Genomic DNA, 15603 nt, shown 5'->3' on the forward strand with positions numbered 1-15603 from the left:
CTCCCGGAAAGGACTCTCTCATGACCGACACCAGCACCACCCTCACCAACGAATACACGGTCCGCTCCTGGCTGGGCATCCCGTTTGCCACCGCCGAACGGTTCCGCAAACCGCAGTTGCTGCCGTTCAATCCGGACCTCCCCTACGACCAAAAAGGCCCCGCCCCGCTTCAAGCAGGGGACACCTCCTGGCTGGAGGCCGACAACGGGTTCAGTGAAGACTGCCTGAACCTCAACGTCTGGGCACCCGTAAACGCCGGCGACGCACCCCTCCCCGTCGTGGTCTACATCTTCGGCGGCGGCTGGATGCTCGGATCCAACACCCAAACCACCTCCAACGCCTCGGGCCTCGCTTCGACCGGGCGTGCCGTCGGGGTGTCGATCAACTACCGGCTCGGCGCGTTCGGCGCACTCTCACTCTCGCAATACGGCGGCAAGCTCGCCGAGGCCACGAACCTCGGCATGCAGGACATCATCACCGCGCTGCGGTGGGTCCGGGAGAACATCGCCCGGTTTGGCGGCGACCCCCACAACGTCACGGTCACCGGCCACAGCGCCGGCGCATTCTCCACACTCGAACTGCTCGCCGCACCGTCTGCCGACGGCCTCTACCAGCACATCGCCGCGTTTTCCGGGATGCCCTCCCGTCAGGTCCCGGCGTGGGGCGCCGAAGAACGCGCCCTGGAAGTCCTCACCGCACTCGGTATCCAAGACAACCCCGAGGCGATCCTCACCGTCGACGCGCACCTGCTCGCCGAGGCCATGAGTAACACCCAATCCACGGACCCCGGCGCTCAGCACGGCGTCGACAACGACGTCATCGCCGTCGTCGACGACCGCCACCAGCCAAACGGTGTGGTGACCGACCACCCTATGCGCGTTCTCGAGTCCGGGAAGCATAAGGACATCGACATCCTCTTCAGCAGCACCACTGCCGAGAACGACTGGTGGGTGCTGCACCGCACAGAAGATTACGACCCCGGCAGCATCGACGCGCTCGTGAAGCAGTTCGCCCACAGCAACCGCATCACCCTCACCCGGGCCCGACAGATCATCTCCGCGTTCGACGTCGACGGACGAACCCCCGTCCAGGTACGCGGCGCTCTGCTCACCAACTTCTCCTTCACCCTGCCCCAGGCACGAGGGGCCCTCGCTCACGCGGCCGCCGGCGGGAACGCGCACCTGCTCTGCGTCGGCCCCGTCAACGGGGAACCAGCCGTGCACGGCACAGAGATGTACGGAATCGTCGGGCAAACCAAGCCCGGTGCCAGCGACGAACAGATCACCCGCGACACCTTCGTCCGTGACGCCGTCCTAAAGGTCGCTGAAGGCAAGGCAGACGAACTGTGGGACAAGGTGACGACGGAGCCCGTCACGATGGGCATCGGTAACCCGCCCTACGACCCCACCACCCATGCGATCGAGATCCTGAAGACCTTCGAGGGCATCGCACGGCCATGACCTCTAAGCGTTGGCCCGGGGGTTCGTCGCAGTCGCGACCCCGGGCCGACGCTCAGAGGAGGTCCTCACTCCGGTACCTCATCGAAGGGGCCCGGGAAGAGAAAGTGATGGTTCCATGATGTACCTGGAGATCGAGCACGCTCGGTACCTCGCCCGCCAATGCGCGACACCGGAAGCCGATTCACCCGAATCGGACCAACCGGAAACCGACCCGCCCGGTCGCCCGGACTCTGAGAAGGAGTAGCCCTTTTCTGCCGAGCCCGGGCGTTTGTTGTTCCCGCACTGGCACCGTTGAGTGGTGCAGACGAGGGGAGCGTGGCGGGCATGCCCCCCTCGTGCGGGAGCTGTTACATGCCGCGGTCGCCCACGGCACCGCGTGGGATGATGTCGGCGATGGTGTCGAGATCTGCCTTGGTCAGCGTCACATCGGCCGCGGCCAGGTTCTGAGCTACCCGTGAGGGGTTGCGGGAGCCGGGGATGGGCACGATGAAGTTTTTTTGGGCGAGGATCCACGCGAGGGCGAGCTCGGCAAGCCCGGTGCCCTTGCGTTCGGCGAGCTCGGTGAGTCGGGCGACGATGCTGAGGTTGGCGTCGAAGTTCTCGGGCGCCCACCATCCGACGTTCCGCCTGAAGTCGTCCGCCGCGTAAGCGTCGCGGGGCTTGACGGCGCCGGTCAGGAACCCGCGTGCTAGGGGCGAGTACGCGACCAGGCCAATGCCGAGTTCTTCCAGGACAGGGAACAGGACTTCGGAATCGCGCGAGAACAGTGAGAACTCGCTCTGCATGACAGAGATCGGGTGCACGGCGTGCGCGCGTCGGATGCTCTCGGCGTCCGTGTTGGATAGGCCGAGATAGGAGACCTTGCCGGCGTCGACGAACTCTTTCATGACACCCACGACGTCCTCGATGGGAACCTCCGGGTCGGCAACGTGCTGATACAGCACATCAATGTGGTCGGTGCCCAGGTTCTTCAGGCTCGCGTCGACCACTGCGCGGATGTGATCGGGGGAGGAGTTGGGGGTGAAGCTGGGCGTGAATCCGAACTTCGTCGCGATCGTGACCTGGTCGCGAATTGGGGCGAGCGCGGTGCCGAGGAGCTTCTCGCCCTGGCCCCATCCGTACAGTTCGGCGGTATCGAAGTGGGTGACGCCGAGCTCGTGAGCGCGGCGAATGGCTGCGATCGATTCGACGTCGTCGCTGGGTCCGTATCCCATCGCTGTGCCCATCGCTCCGTAGGCGATGGAGGAGGTGGTGAAGCCTTGGCGGCCGAGTGTGCGGGTTTCCATGGAGTGACTTTCTGTTGTTGTGGGTTCGCGTGTGTCGTGAAGACCTGGGAAGAACGACCGAGACGAGTCGGGCGTGATGTCAGCTGTGGGCACCGTGGCCCGCTATGCGATCGATGAGCGCGAGATCTTCGTCAGTCAGGGTGAGCTCCGCTGCTGCGGCGTTTTGCGCGACGCGTCCGACGTCGCGGGAACCGGGGATGGGGACGATGTAAGGCTTGCGGGCGAGCAGCCATGCCAGAGACAGCTGCGCGAGGGTGACACCCTTGCTGTCGGCCACCGTGCTGAGCTGATCGGCGAGAGCGATGTTTGCTTCGTAGTTCCCGGGTGCCCACCACGGGTTGCGGTGTCGGAAATCTGCGGACGGGTACTGATCGAGGGGCTTCACGGCGCCGGTGAGGAACCCCCGAGCGAGCGGGCGGTACGCGACGAGACCTATCCCAAGGTCCTCGAGGACGGGGAAGTAGGCCTCTGATTCGCGGGCGAAGATCGAATAAGACGTCTGCACGACGCTGATCGGGTGCACAGTGTGTGCTCTGCGCACCTTCTCCGGTGTCGTGTTGGACAGGCCGAGGTAGCGGACCTTGCCAGCGTCGACGTACTCCTTCATCACCCCGACGACATCCTCGACAGGGACCGCCGGGTCGTCGATGTGCTGGTAAAGCACGTCGATGTGATCAACCCCAAGAGTGCGCAGGCTACGCTCGACGACCTCGCGGATGTGCTCGGGCCGAGAATCTGAACCGAACGACGGGGTGAAGCCGAATTTTGTGGCGATCGTCACCTCGTCGCGGATCGGCGCGAGCACCTGCCCAAGGAGCCGTTCGCCCTTTCCCCAGCCATAGAGTTCCGCTGTGTCGAAGAAGGTGACTCCGGCGGCGTGAGCGGCGCGAATCGCGCCGCTCGACGCGGCGTCGTACTCAACGCTGTCTCCGAACGCCGTGTCCATCGCGCCGTAGCCGATGGCGGACGTGGTCAGTCCCTGTCGACCGAGGGGGCGGTACTCCATGATGTGGTCCTTTCGTACGTCTGGTCTCACCATACCCCAGACTTGTCAGAGTCTGACAAGTCTGGCAGATATAGACTGGTCTCGTGGATGATCAAAACACTTCAGCTGGCGGGCTCCGCGCCGTGACCCGCGACATGGTGAGACGGCGTCTCTCCGAGGTCGCCATCGACCTGTTCGCCGAGTACGGCTTCGACGTCGTGACCGTCGAGCAGGTCGCAGCGGCAGCGGGCGTCTCGGCGAGGAGTGTGCACCGGTACTTCCCGGCGAAAGAGGACATGGTTGTCGGCGAGCTCGCCGCGTACGGCGACGTCGTCCGTGACGCTCTTCGCGATCGTCCTGCGGAAGAGCCAGTCATGGCTTCGCTGCACGCGGCCTACGCGGCAATGCTGCGGAGCCGCCCGCAGACAGCGCGCGACAAGGTAGCGATCCGTCTCCTCTCGAGCGTCCCCTCGCTTGACGCTCGCAACGTGCAGAAGCACTTGGCCTGGGCGGAGCTTCTCATACCGCTGGTCGCCCGGCGGTTCGTCGGCGGTGACGCCGACCTTCGGGCACGCGTGCTCGTGCAGTCGAGCCTCAGCACGTTCACTGTCGCGCTGGCCGCATGGGCGAAAGAACACGAGACCCGCGACGTCCACGACGTGCTCGAGGTCGCATTCCACGCCCTTTACTGAACCGGGAGCATCCCGTCGGCGTCCTCGACCCGCAGGCCGAACATCTCATCGGGGAACGCGCGGACAGGTTCCGACGGTTCAGAACGTGCGGGCGTCGGTCGGGGAGACGTGAGAGGGTCGGGTCGCTGCTTACGGGTGGGGACGTCGTATCGGGTCGGGAGGCCCACGCGATCGCCTGATCAATCTGGATCACTGGTTCAACTGCCGAGCAGGATGCGGCAGGCCAGGTGAAGCGCGAAGCGGTTGTCAGAGTCGGCCAGGTCGAGATCGAGTGCCTGCGCAATCTTCGCCATGCGGTAGGCCACCGCGTTCGGGTGCAGGTGCAGTCGTTCGGCGACCGCCTTCAGGGAGCCGCGCTCGTCGAGCCATGCGCTAAGCGTCTCGAGCGAGGTGTCACGATTGCCGAGACCCTTCAAGGGTTCGAGGATCTCGATGGCCACCCGTCCGGCGGTCACGGAGGCGCGCATCTCCGAGATCAGGCGCTGCACGCCTGAGGCGTCGAACGGCACGATCCGGTGCGTCACGCGCTCGGCCGCCGCGTTGTTCGAGGCGCTCGTGGCCTCGTACATCGAGGTGCGGATGCCCGCGGGGCCGACGTGCTCCGTGCCGATGCCCCAGAACAGTGCGCTTGATCTGGCGGCTCCGATGGCGGACTGGAGCGCGGCCCGAGCTTCCACCGAGCTCAGGCCGTGATTCGATCGAGACGAAATCAGCGCTCCGAACCGTGCTTCAAACCGTGTGGGGGCGAGCTCGACGGGGAGCTCGACCGTCGCCCGCGCGAGTGCGGTTTGTACCTGGCGGTACTCGGCGTCGCGGAGCACGGGGTCGACGCTCTCCGAGGTCACGACGAGGGCCACATGGAAGCCGTCGACGTCGACTCCCAGCCGACGGGCCACGGAGGCATAGTGGTCGACGGATGCGGAGTCGGCCACGATTAGCGCGGTGAGGGCGCGCGATCTCTCATCTTCCATCGCTTTCTCCTGCTGGTTCGCCAGTGCGAGTCGGAATCCAATCGCATGCGAGAGCGCGGGCAGCACGAGCTGCACCTCGACGGTGGGTACCGAGTCGTTGCGGGTGCCGATGTGGCCCATGACTACGCCGTTCACGATCACGGGGGAGCCGAGCGCGACGTCCCGGTCGAAGGAGACCTCCTCGCCCAGGATGGCGCTCACCTCGGTCACGAGTCTGCCGAAATCGTCACCGGCGCCTTCGTCGGTCCACTCCCTGATGCGATCGAGGGCGACGGAGACGCGCAGGAGGGTGGAGGCCGGGCCGCCGGAGACGCTGTAATTCATCGAGGTCACGAGATCGCCGAGGTCGACCTCGGCGGGGCAGCCGAGAACGGCCACCCGGAAGCGGTCGGTCAGCCTCTGCAGCCGGGGCTGCACCTGCACGAGTCCCTGGATGAGCACCGCGAGGACGCCGCGTTCCGAGACCCGGCGCAGCAGCATGTCGAGGCCGGAGGAGTCCTGGCGGGTGAACAGCCCCTCCGGCACCACGACGACGGAGTTCTGGGGCACTGTCTGCAGCGCGGCGAGGCTCTGCAAGATCACGATCCGCTCCACGTCCTGCCCGGAGAGGTTCATCGGCGCGGTGGGCGCCAGCAGGCGCACCGAGTGGCTCTCGGTCATTACTACCAGTTCACGAACAGTCGGCATGTTCCAAACTTAGGGCTCACGACACAAAATAGCCCTCGAATAACGTGGCCGGACCACAGTCGGGCGTCTCATGCGCTGGCTAACGTAGGTCTATGGCCCTCCGCATCTCAGCCCTCACCGAAACTGACGTTGATGACTTCGCGTTCGGATGCGCGCTGCTCGGCACCGGCGGCGGCGGCTCGGTCGGGGGTGCGCGGCTCGAAGTCGCCCACGCCATCCGGGAGTTCGGCCCCGTTCCCGTCGTTCATCTGGACGACCTGCCACCCGACGGCCTCGTGATGCCGCTCTCGAGCGTCGGAGCTCCCACCGTGTCGTTCGAGATGCTGAACAGTGGCGGCGAAGCCGCCGCGGTTCTGAGCGCCGTGGAGAAAGAGTTCGGGCGCACGGTGGTGGCCGTGATGGCCTCCGAGATCGGAGGTTCCAACGGTGTGGGCACCGCGATGTGGGCGGCCCGGCTCGGTCTACCGTTGCTCGATGCCGACGCCATGGGCAGGGCCTTTCCCGAGGTGCAAATGGTGTCGTTCTACGTGGCAGGCGCCCCGGTCGCTCCGCTTTGTATGGCCGACTTCCAGGGAAACGTCGCGACGTTCCGCCCGATCGATGGGGCCTGGTCGGAATCACTGGCCAGGGCCTTCTCGGTGGCTTGCGGCGGTGTAGCCCTGATGTCCGACTACACGATGACGGCAGGGGAGATGGCCGGCCGGATCGTGGCGGGATCGGTCTCCCGGGCTCATGCGCTCGGACGGGCCGCCCGCGCCTCCTCCGACCCGGTGGCGGCGATCCGCAAGGAACTCGGCGCGTTCCGCCTCATCTCCGGCAAGGTCACCGAGCTGGAACGACGCACCGGCGGGGGGTTCGTGCGGGGCAGCTTCGTCATCAGCGGAACCGGCGACGACAAAGCCAGGAACGTACGGATCGACATCCAGAACGAGAACCTCATGGCGAGCGAGGGCGGGCGCGCGCTTGCGACGGTGCCCGACCTCATCTCAGTGATCGACAGTCAGACCGGAGTCGCCATAGCCACCGAGGAGCTCCTGCACGGCATGCGGGTCACCGCTCTCGCCTGGCCGAGCGATCCGCTCTGGCGCACCGAGCGGGGCGTGCAGACGGTCGGCCCGCGCGCCTTCGGCTACGACCTGGACTACGTACCGATCGAGGAGCTGCACCGTGCCTGAAACCCGAGACCTCCGCATCGGCATCGACGTCGGCGGCACCAACACCGACGCAGTGGTAATGGACGAGAGCGACCGGATCGTCGCCCGTACGAAGCAGCCGACATCCGAGGACGTCACCGCCGGAATGCAGGCGGCGCTGACTGCCGTACTCGAGCAGGTGGGAGCCGATGCGGCCAGGATCGGCCGGGTAATGCTCGGCACCACCCACGCGACCAACGCCATCCTCGAGCGCCGAGCCCTCGGACGGGTGGGCGTCATCCGACTCGGAGCCCCCGCGACGATGTCTCTTCGGCCGATGGAGTCGTGGCCCGAGGAGCTGCGCGAGGCGGTATGCGCCGACTGGACGATCCTTCGCGGAGGGCACTACATCGACGGACGGCGGATCTCTGCGCTCGACGAGCACGGCATCGCCGACTTCGCCCGCTCGGTGGGCGACCACGCCGACGCGATCGCCATCACCGCCGTGTTCAGCCCGGCCTCGGGTAAAGATGAGGTGCGTGCCGCCGAGGTCGTCCGTGACATCCTCGGCGACAGATTCCCGGTCTCGCTGAGCCACGAGATAAGCAGCCTCGGCATCGTGGAGCGGGAGAGCGCGACAATTCTGAACGCCGCGCTCTTCGGTGTGGCCGGTCAGGTAATCAAGGCTCTCGACGACGTGCTTCTCGCCGGTGATCTTGATGTTGAGACGTACTTCGCCCAGAACGACGGAACGCTAATGGCCGTCGAGTTCGCCGAGCAGTTCCCCATCCTCACCATCGGTTCGGGGCCAGCGAACTCGCTGCGCGGTGCTGCCTACCTGAGCGGCGAGAGCGATGCCATCGTCGTCGACGTCGGCGGCACCTCAAGCGATCTCGGCGTGCTCATCGGAGGCTTCCCCCGGGAGTCGGCAGCGGCCGTGGAGATCGGCGGGGTCCGCACCAATTTCCGCATGCCCGACATCCTCGCCATCGCCCTCGGTGGCGGCACGATCGTGTCGGGCACCGCGGAGCGACCCGAGATTGGGCCGCGATCCGTCGGCTACCGGGTATCGTCCGAAGCGCTGTCGTTCGGCGGCACCACCCCGACGCTTACGGACGCCGGAGTCGTGGCCGGCCTCGCCGAGATCGGCACCCACCCCTTGGGCCTCGAGCACCGCGAAATCCTCCGCGCGGCCGTCGACCGGATCAGAGAGCTATTCGCCGACGCGGTCGACCGGGTCTCCTTGGGCCGCACGACTCTCCCACTCGTCGCGGTCGGTGGTGGCGCCTACCTGGTACCCGACCGTCTGGCCGGCGTGTCGATGGTCTTGCGACCCGAGAACGGCGACGTGGCGAACGCCGTAGGCGCGGCCATCGCATGGGTGAGCGGCCGCAGCGACGGCATCCACACGCAGGGCAGCGATTTTCGCGACTCGCTGCAGGCCTCCTACGACGAGGCCATCCAGCGCGCGGTCGCAGCCGGCGCCGACCCCGCGCACGTCGAGATCGTCGAGCACGTGGAGATCCCACTCGCGTACCTCACCTCACCCGCGGTGCGGGTGCGCGTAAAAGCCGCAGGCCCCCTTCGTCGGTCGACGGCCGAGCGGGAGGAGTCCGTGCGAACCGGCGTCTGACCATCAGCCGACGGAGTTCCACTTGAAACCACCCAGTCCGCCTTGAGGCACGATGGCGGGCTGGAGACACGGAGAAAGGCACCACGCACATGTTCACTCACCACTCCGCCCGGCTCGTCGCCGCGCTCGCCGTCGTCGGCCTGTCGACGGCCACCCTCGCCGGGTGCTCGACCTCCTCGCCCGGGGAAACGGGTTCCGCCGCCACACCATTCCGCCTCGCCACCTCGACCTGGGTGGGCTTCGGCCCGTGGTATATCGCAGAGAAGAACGGCTACTTCGACGACCACGACGTCAACGTGGAGATCACCAATTTCGACGACTACGGGGCCGAACTGGCCGCCATCAGTAGCGGTCAGGTCGACGGCGCCAACCTAGCCACAAATGCTTGGTTGCAGCAGCTGTCCCAGGGCGTCGACCTCGAACTCGTGATGATGGAAGACCGCAGCACCACGGCGGACGCCGTGATCGGTGGCCCTGGCATCACCTCGCTCGACGACCTCGTGGGCAAGACCGTGGCCTACGAGACCGGCACGACGAGCGAACTGCTCTATCTCGCCGCGATCGAGGCCGCGGGCATCGATCCCGCCGAGATCGCCCACGTCGAACTGCACGCAGACCAAGCCGGTTCCGCGCTCATCGCGGGTCAGGTGAATGCTGCGGTGACCTACGAGCCGTACATCTCCACCGCTCTGGCCCAGGACAGCGGTGCGACGGTCGTCTACTCGGCCGACGAGATTCCTGGCATCATCAGCGACGGTCTAGTCGTCGACCCCGACTATGCGGCCGCGAACCCGGGGACGGTCTCTGGCATGACCGCGGCCTGGAACGACGCGGTGGAGTTCTTGACGGACAACCCCGACGAGGGGCGGCAGATCATCGCTGACGCGCTCGGCGCCCAGGCCGACGATCTCGACAGCGCGTTCGAGGGCGTCAGCTACTACACCGTGGCCGACAGCGCGAAGGCCCTGTCGGGGGAGTTCGTGACCGAGACGATCCCGTCGATTGCGGAGTCGATGCGGAAGGCAGGCCTGATCGAGTCGGTGCCTGACTTCGGATCTTTCGTGAGCACCGACTTCGTCGAGTGAGACCGCGCTGATGACTTCCACCACGAGACGGCGGAGACTGCCGCTGTTCCGACTCGACGGAACGATTACTCGCCGGGCGTATCTCGTCTGCGCCATTGCAACGTTTGTGGTGCTGGGAGTCGTCTGGTTCGCGGTCACGGCCAGCGGCCTGGTGAAGCCGATTTTTCTCCCGAATCCGGTCGACGTCGTTCTGCGCTTGCTGGAGCAGGCGCGGAACGGTCAGCTCTGGAGCGACATCGGGATCTCGGTGCTCCGGATCCTTTCGGCCTTCTTGGTGGCCGCTGTCGTGGCGGTTCCGCTCGGGCTGCTCATGGGACGGATCCGATTGTTCGAGGCGCTCCTCGTTCCGCTAACCGAGTTCATCCGGTACATGCCGGTGGTGGCGTTCACGCCTCTGACCGTGGTGTGGTTCGGCGTCGACGAAGCGCAGAAACTCGTCCTGATCTTTCTCGGTACCTTCTTCGCCCTGCTCCTCATGGTGATGGACGACGTGCAGCGGGTACCCCGTGAGTACGTCGAAAGCTCACGGACCTTCGGCATGCCGGAGCACCGCATCCTGCAGCGCGTGGTGTTCCGGGCTGCCATGCCCTCGATCTGGGACTCGTTCCGGCTCGCACTGGGCTGGTGCTGGAGCTGGCTGGTGCTCGGCGAGCTCGTGGCGGCCACCTCGGGGCTCGGCTATCGCATCACCCTCGGCCAGCGGTACCTCGACACGTCGCTGATCATCGGCTACATCCTGGTTCTCGGGCTCCTCGGTCTCACTACCGATCAGGCCCTCCGCCTGTCGAAGCGGACTCTGTTCGGCTATCTGAAGAAATGAGGCACGCACCGTGATCGAATTGAAGGACGCCGGAGTGAACTTTGGCGATAGCCGCACGCCGATGTGGGCTCTGAGGGGGGCGAACCTCCAGGTGGGCGACCACGAGTTCGTTTCGGTGGTTGGCACCTCCGGGTGCGGCAAGAGCACGATGCTCTCGATTGTCGGTGGACTCCGCCCGCTGAGCGAGGGTTCGGCGACGATCGATGGCGTGCCTATCGCCGCCCCGGGGGTCGATCGCGGAGTGGTCTTCCAGAATTACGGGCTGTTCCCGTGGCTGACCGCCCAGCAAAACGTAGAGTTTGCGCTCAGGGAAACGGGCATGAGGAACGCGCGGGAGCGGTCTGATCGCGCGCGGGAGATGCTCGGAGAGGTCGGTCTGCTCGACTTCGCGGGTAGCTACCCGGATCAGCTCTCTGGTGGAATGCGTCAGCGTGTCGCCATCGCTCGCGTGCTCTCTTACGGGCCGTCGATTCTGCTCATGGACGAGCCGTTTGGGGCGTTGGATGCACTCACCCGCCAGCTGATGCAGGAGCTGTTGGTGAAGATCTGGGAGCAGTCGAGGCTCTCCGTGCTGTTCATCACCCACGACATCGCCGAGGCGGTGTTCCTCTCCGACCGTGTTCTGGTGATGAGCAACCGGCCCGGGCGCATCCTCGCCGAGGTACCGATCGACCTAAAGCGCCCACGAACCGCGGAGACCATCCGCTCGAGCGAGTTCGGGGAGCTGGAGCACACGATTCTCCGGCACATCCGGGGCGAGTCCATGTCGGCGGAGCACTTTGCGAGCTGAGCCCGCGAACAAACTCGGGCGATGTCGCCGCTATGGTCTGGACCGCCTGGTCTAAAGGCTCAGGTGAGCGGCGATTGATGCGAAGCTCTGCTCCTCACTCGGAGGGCTCGTCGAGCAGCCCGATCGCGCGTCGACCGAGGCTGTGAGTGACATGTGCCCGAGACAGCGACTCGGCGGCCTTCACGTTCCCCTCGGAGATCGCCTCGCGCAGCGCCTGATGCTGCTCATGTACCCGGACTCGGTCCTCAGCGGACGGGGTCCGCGAGCGCAGCGCTCTCAGACGGTACAGATCCCCTTTGTCCCAGATGCTGTCGAGGATGTTGACGAGCAGCGGGTTGCCAGCTGACAGGTAGATGGCGCGATGGAAGGCGCGGTGGGCGATCAGTGCCTGTGTCGTCGGAGCACCGGTGAGTGGTTCGAGGTCTCTGAGGGCAGCGTCGATCCGGGTCAGATCGTGCACAGTGCGCCGTTCCGCCGCCAGTGCGCATGCGAGCGGGTCAACCGTGGCGCGCACCTCGAACAGGTGCTGTGCTTCGTCGCTCGAGAGTTCGACGACGCGGGCATCCCTGTGGTTGTCGAGGGTGACGAGTCCCTCAGTGGCGAGTCGCTTGAGTGCTTCGCGAAGCGGGGTGGTGCTCAGCCCGATCTCGGTGGCGAGCTTGGCCTGTCCGATGATGGCACCCGGGCTGATCGCCCCGCTGAGGATGCGGCTGCGGACCTCTTCGTAAGCGAAGTCGCTCTTGCTCGCGAAAACGGGACCCTGAGTCGGCACCAGTCCAGACTACGCCATGTCTTGCAGGATCGAGGCTGTAGGCTATAACCTCGGAGAAATCGAGGAGAATCATGCTCACATCACCGACGTCTGCGCCCGAGACGTTGCACACGGCGCTCGGCGACCTAGGCATCTGGCCGGTCGACAGCCTGCCGGAAACCGACCGGCTCCCGATCTCCCATCGAATCATCCTTGAGAACCTTCTGCGGCACGAGGACGGCGACGTCGTATCGCGGGCCGACATCGAGGCGGTCCTCTCGAAGGCTGGACGACACGACATCGCGTTCCACCCCTCGCGCGTCTTCCTCCACGACACCAATGGGGTGCCGGTGCTCACCGACCTCGCGGCCATGCGGGATGCGTTCGCAACTCGAGGCCTGGCGCCTGAGGCATTGGATACCACGGTGCCGGCTCATCTGACCGTCGATCATTCCGTCGTCACCGACTTTTTCGCTCGTCCCGACGCTGCCGCTCTCAACGTGCGCCGCGAATACGAACGAAATGAGGAACGCTATCGGTTCATCAAGTGGGGTCAGCAGGCGTTCTCGAGTCTTCAGGTCGTGCCGCCGGGCGCAGGCATCATGCACCAAGTGAACGTGGAATACTTGGCATCCGTCATCGACGTCCGGGACGGTCTCGCGTTCCCGGATACGGTCGCAGGCACAGATTCGCACACCACGATGGTGAACGGGCTCGCGGTGCTGGCATGGGGGGTCGGGGGCATCGAAGCAGAGGCTGCGATGCTCGGCGAACCGGTCACCATGCTGATCCCGCCTGTGGTCGGCGTCGAGCTAGTCGGGCGTCTTCGTGCCGGGGTCACCGCGACCGACCTCGTCCTCACTCTCACGCAACGGCTTCGAGCGCTCGGAGTCGTCGGCAACATCGTGGAGTTCTTCGGGGCCGGTGTGACGGAGATCTCGCTCGCGACCCGATGCACGATCGCGAACATGAGTCCGGAGTTCGGGTCGACAGCGGCGATGTTCCCCATCGACCAAGTCACGCTCGATTTCCTGTTGACCACCGGACGTGCTCCTGCACATGTGTCGACAGTCGAGACCTACGCGCGACGCCAGGCGCTCTGGCACGACCCGTCTCGTGCGACGGACTACGACCGTGAACTCGTCGTCAATCTCGATGACATCACGCCCAGCATCGCCGGTCCCCGCCGGCCGCAGGACCGCCTCGATCTCACCGACGTGCCTGCAGCGGCTGTGGCGGCGCTGTCACATGCGCATCGGACTCTCACGCCGGCGACGTCGACTGCGGTTCCCGACGGAGCCGTCGCAATCGCAGCGATCACGTCCTGCACGAACACTTCGAACCCGTCGGTCATGGTCGCGGCCGGTCTGCTCGCTCGTGCAGCTGTCGCCCGCGGTCTCACTCCCAAACCCTGGGTGAAGACCAGTCTCGCGCCGGGATCCCGCGTCGTGACCGACTATCTCGAGCGTGCTGGATTGCTTCCGTACCTCGAAGCGCTGGGTTTCAGTCTCGTCGGATACGGCTGTATGACGTGCATCGGTAACTCGGGAGACCTGCTCCCGCAGGCGGCGGCAGCCGTTCACGAGGAGGGGGTCGTGGTCGCATCGGTGCTCTCCGGCAACAGGAACTTCGACGGCCGCATCAACAACGATGTCGGCATGAACTTTCTCGCGTCGCCGCCCCTCGTCGTCGCTTACGCGCTGGCCGGCTCGATGGACGTGGATCTCGTGCACGGCGCTGTCGGAGTCGACCGCGACGGTCGTGAAGTCACTCTGGCCGAACTCTGGCCGTCCGATCGTGAGATCGAAGAACTCGTCTCCCGTTCCATCGACCCGGACATGTACGAGTCCGCCTACGCGACGATCTTCGACGGTGACGGGAACTGGCAGGCTCTCGACGCACCGGACGGGCACAGATTCGACTGGGATCCCGAATCGACCTACCTCCGTCGCCCCCCATTCCTGGACCTCAACCGGCCACCAGCTGGGCCCATCGATGGCGCTCGCGCGCTCGTGTACCTCGGGGATTCGGTCACGACCGACCACATCTGTCCGGCGGGGCGTATCCCGCGCGACAGTCCTGCTGCTCGGCTACTCGCCGATCGCGGTGTGGCTCCTGAGGACCTCAGCAGCTATGCAGCACGTCGTGGCAACTGGGAGGTGATGGAGCTTGGCGGGTTCGCGAACCCCCGTCTCGCCAACCGTCTCCTTCCCGAGGGAAACGGCGGACGAACACGGGACGTCGTCGCCCCCGACGGTCGGGTACGCGAGATCGCAGCAGTTGCCGCCGACGCCCGCGCCGCGGGGGTACCGCTCATCGTGCTCGCCGGGCGCGAGTACGGCACCGGCTCCTCCAGGGACTGGGCCGCCAAAGTGTCGCGGTTGCTCGGCATCCGAGCGGTGATCGCGGAGTCGTTCGAACGGATCCACCGCTCGAATCTCGTCGGGATGGGCGTCCTTCCCCTGCAATTCCGGGACGGGATGTCCGCTGAGCGGCTCGGCCTGGACGGGACGGAGACATTCGACATCGATGGCGTCGGTGACGGGCCGGGCGTTCCTCGGACGCTGGCTGTCCGCGCAACACGGGCCACTGGCGGCCCGGCGATCGACTTCACCGTGGATGTGCGCATCGACACGTCCCTGGAACAGCGTTACTTCCGAGCCGGCGGGGTGCTGCCCTACGTTTTGGAGCGAGCGGCCATCCGCGAACGATCGAACTCGACCACCGACCGACTGATGGAGGCAACCGCATGACAGACGCCAAGACCCCTCCGCGCACCACCGATCTGGCCGATGATCTCGGGGACGCCGTGCAGTCGTGCGACCTGCAGTTCCGCGACTTCGGAGGGCGCACTCGCTTCGCCGGTCTCATCGCGACGTTCCGATCCCCGGAGGACAACCTCGTACTGAAGGAGATACTGTCCGAGCCGGGGGATGGGCGAGTCATCGTCGTCGATGCTGGCGGACTGCTGCGCGGAGCGATGATCGGCGACAACATGGCCGAGCGTGCAGCCACGAACGGCTGGGCCGGGATCGTCATCAACGGTGTCGTGCGCGACAGTGCGGCCCTCGCATCGATCCCTATCGGCATCAAAGCACTCGGTACCAACCCCCGCCGGTCGAAGAAAAACGGGGAGGGTGAAAGAGACGTCGAGTTGGAATTCGGCGGCATTCGCTTCCGCCCGGGGGATCGACTAACGGCGGATGAGGACGGCATCGTCGTACGCCCGCCGATCACGATCTGAACACTGTCACCCATCGAAACAACGGAGTTTCATGCATTCCTTAACAACACCCCGACGCATCACACC

Annotated in this window: 13 protein-coding genes; 9 read left to right on the forward strand and 4 right to left on the reverse strand. The window is 65.8% G+C overall.

Going from position 1 to position 15603, the window contains the following annotated elements:
• Positions 1 to 20: 20 nt before the first annotated feature.
• The gene (locus MRBLMI13_RS03210) at positions 21 to 1460 is read left to right on the forward strand and encodes a carboxylesterase family protein (RefSeq protein WP_367820494.1); all 1440 of its coding nucleotides are present in this window, start codon (positions 21 to 23) and stop codon (positions 1458 to 1460) included.
• 347 nt (positions 1461 to 1807) lie between these two features.
• Here the strand turns inward: MRBLMI13_RS03210 and MRBLMI13_RS03215 are convergent, their stop codons facing one another.
• Together MRBLMI13_RS03215 and MRBLMI13_RS03220 are read right to left on the reverse strand one after the other, a co-directional pair.
• On the reverse strand, positions 1808 to 2746 hold the full coding sequence (locus MRBLMI13_RS03215) for an aldo/keto reductase (RefSeq protein WP_367820492.1): 939 nt from the start codon (positions 2744 to 2746) through the stop codon (positions 1808 to 1810).
• A 79-nt stretch (positions 2747 to 2825) separates the two neighbouring features.
• Positions 2826 to 3752 carry an aldo/keto reductase gene (locus MRBLMI13_RS03220; RefSeq protein ID WP_367820490.1) on the reverse strand — a complete coding sequence of 309 codons (927 nt, stop codon included), beginning with the start codon at positions 3750 to 3752 and terminating at the stop codon, positions 2826 to 2828.
• An 83-nt stretch (positions 3753 to 3835) separates the two neighbouring features.
• Here MRBLMI13_RS03220 and MRBLMI13_RS03225 point away from each other — a divergent pair, with 83 nt between their 5' ends.
• Positions 3836 to 4423, forward strand: coding sequence for a TetR family transcriptional regulator (locus MRBLMI13_RS03225; RefSeq protein ID WP_367820488.1), 588 nt, complete (start codon positions 3836 to 3838; stop codon positions 4421 to 4423).
• Positions 4424 to 4620: 197 nt separating this feature from the next.
• On the opposite strand, the gene MRBLMI13_RS03230 is transcribed toward MRBLMI13_RS03225, so the two are convergent.
• Positions 4621 to 6081 carry a PucR family transcriptional regulator gene (locus MRBLMI13_RS03230; protein ID WP_367820486.1) on the reverse strand — a complete coding sequence of 487 codons (1461 nt, stop codon included), beginning with the start codon at positions 6079 to 6081 and terminating at the stop codon, positions 4621 to 4623.
• Between the two features lie 92 nt (positions 6082 to 6173).
• Here MRBLMI13_RS03230 and MRBLMI13_RS03235 point away from each other — a divergent pair, with 92 nt between their 5' ends.
• The 5 genes from MRBLMI13_RS03235 (at position 6174) to MRBLMI13_RS03255 (ending at position 11542) form a co-directional block, all read left to right on the forward strand.
• On the forward strand, positions 6174 to 7256 hold the full coding sequence (locus MRBLMI13_RS03235) for a DUF917 domain-containing protein (RefSeq protein WP_367820484.1): 1083 nt from the start codon (positions 6174 to 6176) through the stop codon (positions 7254 to 7256).
• A complete protein-coding gene (locus MRBLMI13_RS03240; RefSeq protein WP_367820482.1) occupies positions 7249 to 8847 on the forward strand; it encodes a hydantoinase/oxoprolinase N-terminal domain-containing protein in 1599 nt (532 codons plus the stop codon). Before MRBLMI13_RS03235 ends, MRBLMI13_RS03240 begins: the two co-directional genes overlap by 8 nt.
• Positions 8848 to 8936: 89 nt before the next feature.
• Positions 8937 to 9932 carry an ABC transporter substrate-binding protein gene (locus MRBLMI13_RS03245; RefSeq protein WP_367820480.1) on the forward strand — a complete coding sequence of 332 codons (996 nt, stop codon included), beginning with the start codon at positions 8937 to 8939 and terminating at the stop codon, positions 9930 to 9932.
• Between the two features lie 10 nt (positions 9933 to 9942).
• The gene (locus MRBLMI13_RS03250; RefSeq protein WP_367820478.1) at positions 9943 to 10752 is read left to right on the forward strand and encodes an ABC transporter permease; all 810 of its coding nucleotides are present in this window, start codon (positions 9943 to 9945) and stop codon (positions 10750 to 10752) included.
• Positions 10753 to 10762: 10 nt separating this feature from the next.
• Positions 10763 to 11542: an ABC transporter ATP-binding protein gene (locus MRBLMI13_RS03255; RefSeq protein WP_367820476.1), complete on the forward strand. Its 780-nt coding sequence runs from the start codon at positions 10763 to 10765 to the stop codon at positions 11540 to 11542.
• 94 nt (positions 11543 to 11636) lie between these two features.
• On the opposite strand, the gene MRBLMI13_RS03260 is transcribed toward MRBLMI13_RS03255, so the two are convergent.
• Entirely contained in the window at positions 11637 to 12314 is a 678-nt protein-coding gene (locus MRBLMI13_RS03260; protein WP_367820474.1) for a GntR family transcriptional regulator, read from the reverse strand.
• Positions 12315 to 12385: 71 nt separating this feature from the next.
• Between MRBLMI13_RS03260 and acnA the strand changes: the two genes are divergently transcribed.
• Positions 12386 to 15046, forward strand: coding sequence for an aconitate hydratase AcnA (gene acnA, locus MRBLMI13_RS03265; protein WP_367820472.1), 2661 nt, complete (start codon positions 12386 to 12388; stop codon positions 15044 to 15046).
• Positions 15043 to 15537 carry a ribonuclease E activity regulator RraA gene (gene rraA, locus MRBLMI13_RS03270; protein WP_367820470.1) on the forward strand — a complete coding sequence of 165 codons (495 nt, stop codon included), beginning with the start codon at positions 15043 to 15045 and terminating at the stop codon, positions 15535 to 15537. Before acnA ends, rraA begins: the two co-directional genes overlap by 4 nt.
• The last annotated feature ends 66 nt before the right edge of the window (positions 15538 to 15603 follow it).

It is taken from the genome of Microbacterium sp. LMI13-1-1.1, from assembly GCF_040815625.1.
Classification (GTDB): domain Bacteria; phylum Actinomycetota; class Actinomycetes; order Actinomycetales; family Microbacteriaceae; genus Microbacterium; species Microbacterium forte.

What these genes read in the sequence shown, in the direction of transcription:
- MRBLMI13_RS03210 (WP_367820494.1), top strand. Translation starts at nt 21, where the DNA reads ATGACCGACACCAGCACCACCCTCACCAACGAATACACGGTCCGCTCC.
- MRBLMI13_RS03215 (WP_367820492.1), bottom strand. Translation starts at nt 2,746, where the DNA reads ATGGAAACCCGCACACTCGGCCGCCAAGGCTTCACCACCTCCTCCATC.
- MRBLMI13_RS03220 (WP_367820490.1), bottom strand. Translation starts at nt 3,752, where the DNA reads ATGGAGTACCGCCCCCTCGGTCGACAGGGACTGACCACGTCCGCCATC.
- MRBLMI13_RS03230 (WP_367820486.1), bottom strand. Translation starts at nt 6,081, where the DNA reads ATGCCGACTGTTCGTGAACTGGTAGTAATGACCGAGAGCCACTCGGTG.
- MRBLMI13_RS03235 (WP_367820484.1), top strand. Translation starts at nt 6,174, where the DNA reads ATGGCCCTCCGCATCTCAGCCCTCACCGAAACTGACGTTGATGACTTC.
- MRBLMI13_RS03245 (WP_367820480.1), top strand. Translation starts at nt 8,937, where the DNA reads ATGTTCACTCACCACTCCGCCCGGCTCGTCGCCGCGCTCGCCGTCGTC.
- MRBLMI13_RS03250 (WP_367820478.1), top strand. Translation starts at nt 9,943, where the DNA reads ATGACTTCCACCACGAGACGGCGGAGACTGCCGCTGTTCCGACTCGAC.
- acnA (WP_367820472.1), top strand. Translation starts at nt 12,386, where the DNA reads ATGCTCACATCACCGACGTCTGCGCCCGAGACGTTGCACACGGCGCTC.
- rraA (WP_367820470.1), top strand. Translation starts at nt 15,043, where the DNA reads ATGACAGACGCCAAGACCCCTCCGCGCACCACCGATCTGGCCGATGAT.